The organism is Spirulina sp. 06S082 (assembly GCF_034932145.1).
GTDB lineage: Bacteria > Cyanobacteriota > Cyanobacteriia > Cyanobacteriales > Spirulinaceae > CCY15215.
The window spans coordinates 1-14,349 of the sequence record NZ_JAYGHV010000164.1 but is presented as its reverse complement, the minus strand read 5'-3'; the positions used below and the strand labels follow the sequence as shown (position 1 = coordinate 14,349).

9 protein-coding genes are annotated in these 14,349 nt (G+C 45.8%); 5 read left to right on the top strand and 4 right to left on the bottom strand.

Annotated elements, in window-relative coordinates; translation table 11 throughout:
- Positions 1-145: 145 nt before the first annotated feature.
- The 4 genes from VB714_RS12315 to VB714_RS12300 form a co-directional block, all read right to left on the bottom strand.
- Complete coding sequence (locus VB714_RS12315) at positions 146-1,384, bottom strand: FAD-dependent hydroxylase (RefSeq protein ID WP_323224533.1); 1,239 nt, start codon at positions 1,382-1,384, stop codon at positions 146-148.
- A 114-nt stretch (positions 1,385-1,498) separates the two neighbouring features.
- Positions 1,499-1,939 carry a ShlB/FhaC/HecB family hemolysin secretion/activation protein gene (locus VB714_RS12310; protein ID WP_323224535.1) on the bottom strand — a complete coding sequence of 147 codons (441 nt, stop codon included), beginning with the start codon at positions 1,937-1,939 and terminating at the stop codon, positions 1,499-1,501.
- The gene (locus tag VB714_RS12305) at positions 1,927-4,506 is read right to left on the bottom strand and encodes a DUF4347 domain-containing protein (RefSeq protein WP_323224531.1); all 2,580 of its coding nucleotides are present in this window, start codon (positions 4,504-4,506) and stop codon (positions 1,927-1,929) included. Before VB714_RS12305 ends, VB714_RS12310 begins: the two co-directional genes overlap by 13 nt.
- A gap of 71 nt (positions 4,507-4,577) precedes the next feature.
- Complete coding sequence (locus tag VB714_RS12300; protein WP_323224529.1) at positions 4,578-5,162, bottom strand: Uma2 family endonuclease; 585 nt, start codon at positions 5,160-5,162, stop codon at positions 4,578-4,580.
- 99 nt (positions 5,163-5,261) lie between these two features.
- On the opposite strand from VB714_RS12300, the gene VB714_RS12295 reads away from it, so the two are divergent.
- The 5 genes from VB714_RS12295 (at position 5,262) to VB714_RS12275 (ending at position 14,149) form a co-directional block, all read left to right on the top strand.
- The gene (locus VB714_RS12295; RefSeq protein WP_323224527.1) at positions 5,262-5,420 is read left to right on the top strand and encodes a hypothetical protein; all 159 of its coding nucleotides are present in this window, start codon (positions 5,262-5,264) and stop codon (positions 5,418-5,420) included.
- 141 nt (positions 5,421-5,561) lie between these two features.
- A complete protein-coding gene (locus VB714_RS12290; protein WP_323224525.1) occupies positions 5,562-7,043 on the top strand; it encodes a DUF4159 domain-containing protein in 1,482 nt (493 codons plus the stop codon).
- Positions 7,044-7,112: 69 nt separating this feature from the next.
- A complete protein-coding gene (locus VB714_RS12285; protein WP_323224523.1) occupies positions 7,113-9,026 on the top strand; it encodes a cyclic nucleotide-binding domain-containing protein in 1,914 nt (637 codons plus the stop codon).
- Between the two features lie 75 nt (positions 9,027-9,101).
- Positions 9,102-11,360: a WD40 repeat domain-containing protein gene (locus VB714_RS12280; protein ID WP_323224521.1), complete on the top strand. Its 2,259-nt coding sequence runs from the start codon at positions 9,102-9,104 to the stop codon at positions 11,358-11,360.
- 95 nt (positions 11,361-11,455) lie between these two features.
- The gene (locus tag VB714_RS12275; protein WP_323224519.1) at positions 11,456-14,149 is read left to right on the top strand and encodes a hypothetical protein; all 2,694 of its coding nucleotides are present in this window, start codon (positions 11,456-11,458) and stop codon (positions 14,147-14,149) included.
- Positions 14,150-14,349 lie beyond the last annotated feature (200 nt).

The window sequence follows — 14,349 nt, the reverse complement described above, 5'->3', positions numbered from 1 at the left end:
TTCTCATTTTTTACTAATATTTAAGAAAACACTATCCCTAAAAGAGAAAAATCCCTCAAAGCACCTCCACACAAGCATTTTAGCCTTCAATCATCTCTATCAACTTTTTTTGGTGCAAGATCTGAGTATAATTGAGGGCGATCGCCTAATTCTTGGCTAATTCTGGAGTGCGTCCCTTAAGTCCCGTCATTAACTGCAAGGCAAACACTTTCAAGGGTTGAATATAGCGCAACATCCACAACCCCAAACGACGCAGCAGGATTAAAGGCAACCACTGATTAGAGAACATTCGATCCAGAAAATCTGTAAAGCCAAGAATGGTGAGATTTTCCCCTTTGCGCCATTTTTCGTACCGTCGCAACACGGGCAAACTACCAATATCTTCCCCCAGTTTATGGGCTTCCTGTAACACCTGTGCCAATGCAGCCGCATCTCGCAACCCTAAGTTTAAACCCTGTCCTCCCACGGGATGACAGCAATGTGCCGCATCGCCGATCAAGGCAAGGCGCGATCGCGTATAATTCTCACTCTGCATCAACTGCACTGGAAAGATAAAGCGATCGCCGATCGCCTCTACCTTACCTAAAACCCCTCCCATGCGCCTTTCTAGCTCTTGTTGGAAACTAACCTCATCCAAGTCCTTTAACGCCTTTGCCGTCGCGTGAGGAGCCGTGAGGACGATCTGACAGCGATTTCCGGGAAGGGGTAGCACTCCCATCGGTCCGGTATTCCAAAAGCGCTCGAAGGCAGTATCATTATGAGGGTGTTGGTGTTGAATTTCAAAGGTTAAACAAGACTGCCAATATTTCCAGCCTCGCGTCGAGATGCGCGATCGCGATCGCACCTGAGATTTTGCCCCATCTGCACCGACAATGAGAGGCGATCGCAACTGTCGCATTTTCCCCTCAACCTGCACTTCAACGGTTACTTCCGTATCTTCCCAGCAAATATCTATCACTTCTGCGGGACACAACCACTGAATCCCAGGACAGGTTTTTAAAAACCTCTGCAATGCTGACAAAATAACTCCATGTCCCGCAACATAACCTAAAACCTCTGTCCCCAAATCTGCGGGGACAAACTCAACTGCACTGGGATATTCTCCATCAGATAAGCGAATATTGCGATATTGAGCAATTTGTGGCAGAATTTGCCCCCAAACTCCGATTCCTTCAAAAATACGCCCCGATAATAAAGATAAATTATAAGCACGCTGTCTCGCGGCGGCTTTTTCTGGGGTTTGTGCTTCGATAATAATCACCCGTAACCCCGAATCTTTCAAGGCACAAGCGAAGGTTGCACCAACAATTCCTCCCCCGACAATGATTAAATCGCAATCAACTGCACGGTTTACTCCTATATCATATATTTGCTTTTTTGTCATGCTTTTTTAGAAAAAGATAAAAATATTTACCTTTATTATGACGCAATTTGCAGCGCGATCGCCAATTCAAAATGTTGTTAATTCTGGGGAAAGCGATCGCCACTCTCTCCTCGGTTAAAAGCTATAAGCGAGACTAAAATAAATCCCATCATCTTGAGCATTAACTGAGCGATCGCGGATATTCACTAAAGGCAAAGTGAGATCGAGGCGCAAGTTTAAATTTTCCACGGGAGAATAAAGCAATCCTACCCCTGCACCCGCCAAAAAATGCTCGTTAGCGATTTGGTCTGGGTTGCTGGGATTATTCCAGACCATCCCCATATCTAAAAAGGGAATCACCTGCAATAAATGAATATTATCTTGTTCTTGTACTAAAGTGATGCGATCTTCAATGGACAAACGCCAACCATTATCCCCCGATCGCGCCCCCTGACGGTAGCCTCGCAAAGTTTGACCGCCCCCAATACCAAATTTTTCTGACCCTAAGAGATTATCGGGAGAAAGCTGCACATCCCCTTGAATGACGAATAGATGGCGATCGCTTAAACGATGGATGCGTTGTGCCTGTCCCGTCCAACTGAAAAACTGACCATCTGGGGTGGGATCGTTATTATGAGAGCAAGGGCGTGGGTTTGGGTGAATCCGCCGTAATTCCCCAGGGGTAGGAGTTGGGGGTCAACGCCGATGATGTTGTTGCTGCCGGTAATTGTTGCTCCGGTGGAGTTTTCAATCAGGCTGTTAGTGGCAGTTATCGTTCCGATCGCTTGTAAATCCGGTGCAGTGCCGTTGTTGGTGTTGTTGGCAATGATACTGTTCGTTAAGGTGATGTCTCCGCTCGCAAACAAACCACCACTAAGAACAGCAGCACTATTATCACTCACTGTACTGTTTGTTAATGTGATGTCTTTGTTCGCAAACAAACCACCACCAAACTTGGCACTATTACCACTCACTGTACTGTTTGTTAATGTGATGTTGTTCGCAAACAAACCACCACTAAGACCAGCAGAACTATTACCACTCACTGTACTGTTTGTCAAGGTGATGTCTCCGGTTCTCGCCAACAAACCACCACTACTATTACTAGCACTATTACTACTCACTGTACTGTTTGTCAAGGTGATGTCTCCGTTTCTCGTAAACAAACCACCACCACCAAGAATAGCACTATTGCTACTCACTATACTGTTTATCAAGGTGATGTCTCCGTTCGCATACAAACCACCACCATCACCATAACCAGCACTATTACCACTCACTGTACTATTCGTCAATGTGATGTCATTTTTCGCATACAAACCGCCGCCACCGCTCACGACACTCCCGTTCTGAATCGTTATATTCTCAATCGTCGCATTCGCCGCCGTAATATTGAATACCCGCGAATTTCCTCCCCCATCGACGACAATTTTGCTCCCTCCATCCAGCGTTAAATTATTCTGTCCCCATGTTATCTCTCCATCTGTTCCTATTCCTGTCCCCGCAAGGGTAATCGTCCCACTCACCCCAAAAGTAATCATGTCTCCTGCTGCTGCATCGGTTTGGATGCGTTCTCGCAACGACCCGGCTCCTGTGTTATTCAGGTTGGTCACGGTGAGAATTGCTAATTTCCCATCCCATCCTGAAAGCGTCTCTGCTGCAAAAGGATTCCCTATTTCTATACTTCCCGTGCTGGCTTCTAAGATCCAATCTCCTCCATAGTTCGCACTTCCCGTCGCATTGGTTGATGCGGCTACATCTGCCCCCGTTAAATGCGCTAAATCTCCAATGAGGGCTTGCCCCGCTTCTCCTAGTGCTGTAAAACAACTGTAGAGCAAGATATCCGCCCCTTCATCCAGGGATTTTGCCCAAGTTGCCAACTGTCCGGCATAGTTGTTGATATTTTCATTCGTTACCCATGTTTTCCCTAACCAGAAGTTCCCCTCGTGTCCTTCTGCTGTGATGGCGATGCCGTCTAATTCTCCGTCTACTTCTTCCAGTTTCTCTGTTATTGCTGCAATTCCTTCTTCCTCGCGACCAATAATACTCGATATCGTTCCTGCTGCTGCACCATAAAGCAAGTCTTGGGCATTATCCGCACGAGAATCAATAACGTTGAGTATATTGGTTCCTCCTGCTTCAGGAAAGCGCACGACGTTGGTATCGCCTTGAATTAAACTTGGGTTTGTTGGAGTAACAACTCCTGCTGCCATGAGGTTAATATTTTTGGCGGTTACTTTTCCTGCTATGACTGTATCGCCTTCTTTGACGGCTGTATCGGTTCTGATTAACCGCACTGTGCCATCTGCTTCGATAATCACTTCGTTGGCGTGACCGATTTCACTGCCTCCGGTAATATAACGGGGGATATCTACTGCCCTGATTCCCGTTAGATTTCCGGGTATATTAACGCTTCCTTCGACTGGGGCGGCATCCAGGACAAGGTTCACCACCATACCTTCGTGAGAGAGTCGCACTTGATTTTTACCTGGAATGGCGGCGAGGGTGATGTTTCCCCCTTCCGTTTCGACGGTTCCTGTTGATATGATTCCCCCTCCTACCATCCAGAGGCTTTCTCCTGGTTTGACGGCGAGGTTGGCTTCGTTGACGATCCAACTGGGGTTATTTTGGTCAAATATTAAACTGGTGGGATTGCCGATGAGTTGGCTATAATCGTTGTCTCCGTAGGCGTTGAAGTAGTTGTTCCCAAAGCCGATTCTGGTGGCGGTTGTGGCTCCAAAACTGCCTGGTACGTCTAAACTTGCCCCTTGGGTGAAGACCCAGCCGGAGGGGTTCATCAGGAATAGGTTAGAATTGCCTCCGGTGAGTTGGATTAGTCCTTGGATAATGCTGGGGTTTCCTCCGGTTACTCTTCCCACGACGTTGAGGATGTTGGGGTTGGAGAGGAAGTTGGCGATTTCTTGGGGGTTTAAGCCGAATTCTTGGAAGGAGTGGAAGAGGTTGGCTCCGGCTTGGGTGCCGCCGTTAATATGGTAGGTGTTGCCGTTGTAGTTGATTATTGTCCCGGTGCCGTCGGGGGCTGCTGTTATCGATGTTTGCGCCTGGGCGGTGAGGGGTCTTGCTGCTATTAACCCGGTTAGGAGGAGGAGAGATAGGAGTTTTGGCAGTTTGAGTTGTTTCACTATGGGGGACTGGGAAATTTTTCCCCAGTATAATTCCTGAGAGTTAGGTTGTTTGTTTTTGTAGGATTTCTTTATAATTCTTCGGAGATAATATTTTTTAGACCCCGATAAACCTGTTCAATTGGGAAACTCAGATTAATACTTTTAAGTTCTATGGTGTCTCCTTCTTTATAGTTAATAATTACCCATTCCCCTGTGTCTTTTTTGTGATATAAATCCATTTCAATACAGGTAGAACTAACCAGTAGATAGTCTTTTAATTCAGGATTCCGGCTATACATTCTAAACTTTCCACCCCTATCGTAGGCTTCTGTACTTTTTGATAAAACTTCAACAATTAAGCAAGGATAGGTAATATATTGTGTTGTAGTTTTATCGCGCTCATCACAAGTAACACTGACATCAGGATAAGTATAATCGTTGGTTTCTACAAGATTGATTCTCAGGTCTGAATTTCCAGTTTCACAGCCACTTCCTTCTAAGTGATTAGAAAACAAAGTAATAAATCTAACAGAGATTAAACTATGGTTTTTGCTACCACCACTCATAGCATAAATTTGGCCATCAATATATTCATGTTTTTCCAATTGCTTTTCCTCCCAAGCAAAGTATTCTTCAGGAGTTAAGGTGGGGTAATGTTCTTGATCTGCGATCATGGTTGGGTAAGCGCCTCATCAATATTTACAGTTTTACCATAACAGGTAATATAATGCGATCGCACCTTTTCTCTACCCTATCCCTTGATGCTTTCCAAGATGTTCTCAATTCCTTGGAGAATTAAAAATGCGATCGCACGACATTTCATCCTCTCAAATCCAGACTGGGATTACTCCTCACCTCCTCCTTCACTATCATCGCCGATAGGACGACAAGCGCGATCGCGGTTCAGGGAAGAATCTTCATTTTCTCATTAAACCGCGATCGGATATGATGCAAGGTAAAATCACGGAAATCGTGTTTTCTTTTTAGCTCCCAATTTTTCTGATGAAGAAAATAGTGCTGAAGGAGTCTCTCCATCAGGCTTAAACAATAATAAGATTTTGTTGGAATTACCGATGACACAGTTCTGGTCTCCTCCACCTCGTCAACCACTAAAACGGCTACAAGTATCCGACGGTTTATTAATGAATGCCAAGCGATGGCGTTTGGCTCATCAGTACCATCGCTTGCGCCAGAATTTACACTATCAATCTCTCAATCAATCGGGAATTGTCGAAGGATTGGGGATTAGTACGATCGATCCTCCAGAAGAGATTCGCAGCCAATACCGCGATCGCCGTTGGTTGCAAATTCAGCCTGGCATTGCCATCGATATTTTTGGTAATCCCATTATCGTTTCTCAAGCGATTGAGTTTCGTTTGGCCTCAGAAAATCGCTCCCCAAAACCCCTTGAGGTTTATCTGGTTATTCGCTACGTCGATCCCGATAGCCTCGGCCACAAACAGTCGGGAGATTTAGTTGAGGAAACCTTTCGGATTGACGAGAAAACCGATGCCCCAACCGAGGCAGATGTAGAATTGTGTCGCATTACCTTGCCCGCCCATACCGAAACGGGAGTGATTTTGCCCGTAGAATTGCAGCCGGCGGTTAATGTCTTTCAACCCCAACCCTGTCAGCCGAACTTGTTATATCGGCAAATGGCGCGATCGCATCCTCAAGTCCTCATCGAAGTGGCGGGAATTCGACACGCCAGCACCTCCCCAGAAAGCGAAGAAAAATTTGCTCAATTTAACGCCCTCTTGGAAGCCGCCCCAGGACTTGCTCCAACTTTATGCGGTAGGAACTCCTTGGAGTCAATTCGCCCAATCCTCTCCCCTCAAACCGATACTTTGGGGTTGGAATACCGAGAAGATGCCCTAGGATTAGAAAAATATCACCTCCTCTATTGGCCTGTAAGTGGCGATCCGCCTTTGACAGAAGCCGAAGAGTTTGCCCTGAGAGATTATTTGCAATCGGGAGGAACAATTCTGGTAGATGCGATCGAGGAACCCCCAGATTTAGTCGAAGTCCTCAAGATGCAACAGGAACTTTATAGCGCGATCGCCGCAAGCGAACAAGATTCAGACTTAATTGCATCACAACCGGAATTGATCGCAGAACTTAATGCCTTGCAACTGGAACTTTCGAGCCGAGTTTCTCAAGTTTTTCCCAATTTAGAAATATTGGCGCAGTATTCCGGAGAGACTCTAGAATCTTTAATCGGTTTAGATCGCCCCTTGCAAAGGCAACCTTTTCCTTTTTCAGCACTCCCCATTATCCAACACAAATCGACTTATCTGGCAGTGGGTGGCGGTGTAATTCTCTCTATTGGCAATCTTTCCCAAGCATGGGGAATCAATAAAAATAGGGTCTTGTCTCGCGAAACCCTGCGATCGGCTCAGGAATTGGGCGTTAATATGCTCTATTTTGCCTGGCGCAGAAAACAACTCATACAATGGCAAATGGCTTTATCTAACATTGAGATAACACCAGAGAATCTCAGCACAGCCGCAGCAGAAACAGCCTCTCATCCTTTCGATCTGAGCAAGAAACCTTAATTTATAGTCATCGATGGAGGCGATCGCCTCAATCTAATATTTAATTTAGCGAGGAAAAATCTTGAAATTATGCCTTCTTTATCGATTAATAGAACTATACCGCTTCTGATTGTCAGTCCCATTCTTGCATCCGTTGTTGTGACGGGCTACTTTGGTTATTTCAATGGACGCAAAGCCGTTGACAATCTCGCGCAAAAAATTAATTTGCAGACCACACGGGCGATCGAAGCCTATGTACAAGAATTCTTAGGCGATCCCCACGAACTGTTAGCGTTTAATGATGCCTACATAGAAGGTTCAGATTTTGATGTTAAAAATTTTGATACCCTCAGAAAAATTTTTGTTCAGCTCGTTCCCAGTATGAGCAATGGGGTCGGCTATGGCAGTGAACAAGGACAATATATGGGTATTTTTTTAGATCCAACCAACTACAAAGATTTAGAATTTTGGCTGCGAGATGAATCCACCGGTTCTGATGCTAACGTTTATCAAATTCAACCCGGACAACCCGATCGCCTGCTCAAAACTATACCCTACGATCCCCGCGTGCGCCCTTGGTATAAAAACGCGGTAGAAACGGGCAAAACAGTATGGAGTGAGATTTATGTCTTTGCTGGGAGCGGTGTATTGGGCATGACGGCTGCCTTTCCGATCTATGACGAAAACAAGGTTCTACAAGGTGTATTCAGCAATGATATTATCCTCAACGATATTAATAAGTTCTTGGAAGAGCTTTACATTTCCCCCAAAGGAGAGGCCTTTATCATCGAACGCAATGGTTCTCTAGTGGGTAATTCTTTAGGAGAATCGCCTTTTATCGTTATTGACGGCGAGCAAGAGCGATTGGATGTTCGTGACAGTGTCCATCCGTTACTGAAAAAGGTGAGTCAAGCAGTATTCGAGAGAGTTGACAATCAGACTTTATCCCTTGATGAAGAAACTTATTTTAAGTTAACTGCCGATCGAACTTCTCAATATATCGGCGTAATGCCGATAAAAGATGGACGAGGCATCGATTGGCTCATTGTTGTTGCCATTCCCGAAGCAGATTTTTCTTCAGTCATTCTCGCCAGCGTGCGCTCTACTTTAATTGTCGGCGGGACGATCGCCATACTGTCTACAATTATGGGCTTATTGGCGGCAAAATGGATTATTACCCCCATTCAATCTTTAAATTGGGCTGCCAAAGCAATTGAAGAAGATCGTTTTGAGCCGGCAACCCTCACTAAAGTTATAAAGCGCCAAGATGAGGTCGGAGAATTGGCCCAAGTGTTTCAGAATATGGCCACGGTGGTTGGTGCGAGTAAAGCCAACTTGAAACAACAGATGTCAGAGTTGGAAAATGAGGTTCTCCAGGCTAAACGCAAGAGTAACGATCGCAGACGCTATGACCCGACAACTATCCGCGATTTGCTGAAGCGATCGCGAGCTATGCGCGATCGCTTCAATCCCTCTCAAAGCAATGGTCATGGTCGCAGCTTGTCAGAACAATTAAAACAAGTTAAGTATTTTGCTTCCTTTTCTGAGCAAAACTTACAAAAATTGATTGCTTTGGGAGGGAAACAAATCTTACAAAAAAATGAAATTCTCTTTCACGAAGATGACCTGGGAGAATCTTTCTATTTAATTCTCCAAGGTTCAGTTAAAATTTATATTGAAAAACTGGATAAGTTTCTCACCAATCTATCAGGAGGAGATTTCTTTGGCGAACTTTCCTTGCTCCTGGGAATTCCCCGAACGGCCACGGTACAAACTTTAGAAGAAACATCATTGTTTGTTTTAGATCGCAAAGGGTTTCAACTCTTTTTACAAGAATATCCCGATATTGGTCAGGAGATTGCCCAACAGCTTTGCGAACATCAAGAGGAATTGGAGGAGCGCAAACAATTACTGAAAGCGGCGGGACTTTTAGAGGATGAAGAAAGTTTTAATAGCAATCCCTTAAACTGGATACGCAAGCGCATTTTTTCATTCCAAAGTTAACCCATAAACTTTAAAATTACTGTCTATATCTCCCAAAATTCAACAGAAAACAGATTCTTCTCTTCCTGATTAAAAATGAAACAAAAAAATGTAGAAACATATATTTTTCCGAAAGAACTTGCTTTTAAACCAGGAGATAAAGTCGCCAGCTTTGAGATTACCGCAATCAATCAAAGCGATCGCTTTGCCGGCTTTCAAATTGAAATTACCGCCGCCGGAGCCGATACTGCTGGCGATCGCCGCAATTGGTATTCCATTCATCCCGAAGTGAGTACCAAAAATCCCCCAGGAGATTCGACTAAATTTCTAGTGACTATTATTGACACTCCCATTCCTGGTTTTGTGGGTTTAATGAACTTGACCGTGCGTATTTTCTCGATGGACTTGGCCGACGAAGACCGAGAGATTTTACGCTTGAATGTGGAGCAAAGCGATCGCGAAGTTCCCCTCGTTTTAGAGATGCCCGTCAAAGAATTTCTCGCTAAACCAGGAGAGCAAATCGATATCCCCGTAGAAGTCTTTAACCCCAGTCAACTTCCCACCAATGCCACCTTACACCTACAAGGCTTAAATCCGAAGTGGCTCGATCGCGGCGTTGAAAAATACCTGCCCGTGGGAGCCGGTAAAGAAGCCGAAACCTTTTTTTCCTGCCAACTACCCGCAACCCACGCAGCCATTGCCCGCGTCTATCCCTTTAAAATTCAAGCCAGTCGAGGAAAAGCACCTCCGACTTTCATTGAAGCCAGCTTAGAAATTGCACCGGAAGGGACGATTGAGTTTCACTGCGAAAATAAACAACAAAATATCCCCAAAAAATGGGGATTTCTGCCGGGTTGGAATGCCCCTCCCGTTAACTTTCAACTCGACTTTGACAACCGCAGTAACCTCGATCAAAAAATCGCCGTTCAATTGGAAGAAGGGGTAGAAATGCTAACAGCTGCCACATCTGTGCAAATTGAACCGGAACAACTGGAACTGCTGCCAGGAGACCGTAAATCAATGGAAGTCACCGTGCGATCGCGCCGTCCTTTGTTAGGATTTGCCAGACAACTCGCCCTTAATTTTGAAGCCGTCTTATCCGATCGACGGGTGGGGAATACTAGCCCCGGTCGGCAACTTTTAAGAGTTAAAGTGTCCCCGATCGTACCGCTTTGGCTGCTCTTGCTCGGAATTCCCTCCCTCATTTATTTCGCCTGGAAACTATCTTATTTCAACCCAGAAAACTCTTGGTTCGGTCATCAAGCCGCCGTCAATTCTGTAGCGGTGAATGGGGATGCAAGTTCTACCATTAGCGGCTCAAACGATCGCACCATTCGGATGTGGGATATTAGTGGCTTTAAGGCTTGGAACTTGGTCAACCCGGAAATTGGCATTGTTGGGGCCACAGATAAAGCTGTACGGGTGGTTCGTTATAAACCCGTAGACAATAACGCGATCGCGGCAGGTTTGGAAAATGGCGAGATTCAACTTTGGGACTCCTTATCAAGAATGCGCCTTCTCGATTCTTTTGTCTATCGCAAAGACGACCGGGTTTTAGCCCTCACCTTCACCCGCGACTCACGCTATCTCTTGAGCGGCCACGGGAGCGGTTTAGTCTTGAAATGGAATATGGAATATACCCTCGACGACTTGCGAAACAACGATCGTCTCCCCAAGCGTCCTGTTTTGGAAAAACAGATGGATTTTGCGGTATATGCCTTGGAATTGGTCGATCGCGAAGATGATATTCTGGCTATTGCCGGACGCTTTAATCAATTGGTGCTTTGGAACATGAAAACCGATCGAACTCGAGTGCTGCCCTATCGCAAAGGGGGAAAAGACGATTATATTTTCAGTCTCGCTACTGCCGAACTGCGTCCAGGTCTTCTCGCCACCGCCGATAATCAAGGAGAGATTACGCTTTGGAATTTAAACACTTGTTTATCTGACACAGGCACTTGCCAAATTCTCGATCGCTGGTCTGACGGTCATGGCGATCGCCCCGTGCGATCGGTTTCCCTGAGTCGAGATGGTTGCTATTTGGCCAGTGGAGGGGATGATGGTCGAGTGGTGCTGTGGCCTCTTTCTCCCGATGGTTCTCGAGCGGGGGTACAATACCCCAAAGGCATTGAATTAGCTCGCTCTTATCCTGTTAAGGAAGGCTGGTTTTTCAACAAAAAAGAAATTTACCCCAAAATTAATAGCGTTAATACCAGACAAGGCAAAGACTGGCTTTATGTTGCAAGCGGCAGTGACGATACTCAACTCCGAGTCAGTTTCACTAAACGCTTACCCGAGTTGAGTTGTGATGCCATCAATCATAATCATCTTAATCAGAGTCAAAATGATAAATAGGCAACAGGCAACAGGCAACAGGCAACAGGCAATAGGCAACATTGATAACCGATAACTGATAACTGATAATTGATAACTGATAACTGATAACTGACATGGTTGACCCCCAAGCGACGGCGGAATCGACACGAAAACGACACTCGAACACCATTGGCAGCCCGTTCGGCATTATTCTCAATCCTTTGGGAGATATCTCCGTGACGGCGGGAGACACTTGCGAACTCAGCGTCACTATCATTAATGATGCAGATAAAAGCCCAGCGATTAATGTCCTCATTGACGAAACTTCCCACTCTGTCCGAGAATGGTGCATCCTACCAGAACAGCGATTAGCCCTCGGTCAAGGTCAAAGTAGCGAGGTCTTCTTTAATTTTGATATTCCCATTGATACCCCTCCTGGTAGTTATGAATATGTCCTAGTTATTGATGCACCTCAACACCATCCCGAAGAGACTCCCCTCCTTCTCGATCGCCGGATGCAGGTTCTTCCCTACGTTCAAGAATCTCGCATCTCTAGCGATCCGACTTTTGGCCTTATTCCCCCTACTTCCTCGGAAAGCCCTGTTCCTCTACAACAGGAACAATCTTTTGAAATAACAGTTACGGTGGATAATCGTTCCGATCGCGTCGATCGCTTTCGCCTACTCTGTCCGGATTTGGAACAAGAATGGTGCAAAATTATCTATGAAGATCGCTTTTCTCCAGGGGGACTGCTGATTACCGAAGAGCGCTTAGAACTCAACCCAGGCGATCGCGGTACCATTCGTTTAGTTATTACACCGCCAGCCAATACAAAAGCAGGCATTTATACGCCGACAATTTCCTTAAAGTCCGCCAATAATCCCGATCTTGTTCTCCTCGATGTTATCTATATTCAAGTTCTTCCGGTTTATCTCCTCACGGCAGAACTGGCCACCATCATCGGCAAAATCAAAAAACAACCTGGACTTTATACCCTCTTTCTCCACAATAGCGGCAACACCGATCGCGAAGTACAGGTCAGAGTTACGGGTTTTGAAGACGAAAAGCGTCATATAGTTACCGTCGAACCCCAATTGCTGAAGCTATCCCCTACGGGTTCGGCGGCTTCTAGTATTGAAGTAGAAGTGACTCAATTATGGAAGCGCTCTTTTTATGCCCAAACTGTTGAATTTGCTATAGAAATTGAAGATCTCGACGCTCTTCCCCTGGTTGTCAAGCGCTTTCCAGGACTTTTAATTATTGAAGGTCGCCCTTGGTGGCAATTTTTACTGGTCTTTTTAATCAGTTTACTGATGTTAGGAGGGCTGGTTTTTCTCGTCTGGCTCTTGTTTCCCCGTCCTCCTGCACCCCCAGAAATTATCGACTTTTCCCCTCAAAGTAGTTTCTATAGTGAGGAAAATGGAGATGTCGTGCGCCTGAATTGGCAAATCGCAAATACGAATCGCTTACAAACCCTTAAGGTGCAAGGACTTGCTCCAGATGGAGCGGTTATCAGTCGTCCCGTTACCTACGACCTCACTCAAGGAATCCCCGAAGCATTAGAGGATTTTTGTACGATTGATGTACTTTTAATTTGCATTAATGTTCCCACCGACGGTCGCCAAGCGGGAGATTATATTTTTTCCCTGACTGCAACGCCGATTCCTCAACGCCGTCGAGGATTTCTCGCCCGCATTTTCCGCACTCGTAGCGGTCCGGTTTCCATGGAAACCAATATTATTCGGATGCTTCCTATTCCTCAGCCAACAGTTGTGGAATTCACCCCAACACAGCCTACTTATGTTGTGGGGAATAAGGAAGAGGTAAAAAGTGAACAGGCAAGAGGCAATGGGGAACAGGCAACAGGGAAAGAGGTGAGTAAAAAACCCAATGATTTTAGCCTTCCTGCGGCTAATACTCAAGCAGAAGAAGCAAGCCCAAATCCATCTGCGTTGCCGCCTCCCAATAATGACAACACTTCTAAGCCCAAAGAGCCTGGCGATCGGGGGATTCTTCTGAATTGGAAAGTTACTAATGTTCAACAACTACAGGAGTTGAGATTGGTGGCGCGAGATACTGAAGGCATTGTTAACAGCCCTTTAACAATCTATGATTTTAGTGAGGGGTTGCCAGAGGAATTGCGGGAGGTTTGTCAAATCCAAGATTTTGAACTGGTTTGTCGCAGTGTTGTCACCGGAGCGATTCAAGCCGGAACTTATGTTTTTGAATTAACGCCAATTCCTCGCAATTCGGAAGCCAAACCTTCAGAACCGGTGAAAACTGACCCCATTAAAATTGAACCTGTTCTCATTCCGATTGAGATTCTTGAATTTACCATCAATGGTGCGGAAGCGTTGCCTAAATATGTAGTCGAATTGAAGGCAGAACCGATTTTACTCACTTTAGCTTGGAAGGTGAAGGGAGGAGAAGGATTAAAGGTTGAATTGCAACCTTCACCTGGGACGGTTTCTGCGGAAGGTACGATCGCCTTTCCTTTGGCGCAAGATCCGGGAACGACTACCCTCACTTTAGTTGCATCAGATAGTAGTGGAAAATCTGTGACTCGTTCTGTGGCGATCGATACTTTTGTGCGAGAAGGAGCCAAAGCAGGTGCGCCCGCAGTTCCTCCCGCAGTTCCTCCCGTTACGCCTCCAGTTCCTCCTGCACCCTCTAACACCCCTCCCAGTAAGCCTGATGCGCCGTCTCTTCCCACTGCGCCTCCCGTTGAGGAAGCGCCGCCTTTACCGACTCCTCCTGATGCGTCGCCACCGGTGCCAGGCGATCGCAATGCACCACCACCAACGGAATTACCTCCTGTTTTATATTAAGGGCGATCGCCTAAAATCCTGTAGGGACGTTGCACGCAACGTCCCTACGGATTGGGCTAAAACAGTCTACGTCGGTATTAATTTTTTCTCGCGATCGCTTCTACTGGAGTTTCTTCGGCGAAATCTGTGGGAGGTTGCGAATCTTTGTCCTGTCGAAAGAAATTCAAGAGAAACTGGACGACATTATCGACATAAGTAAA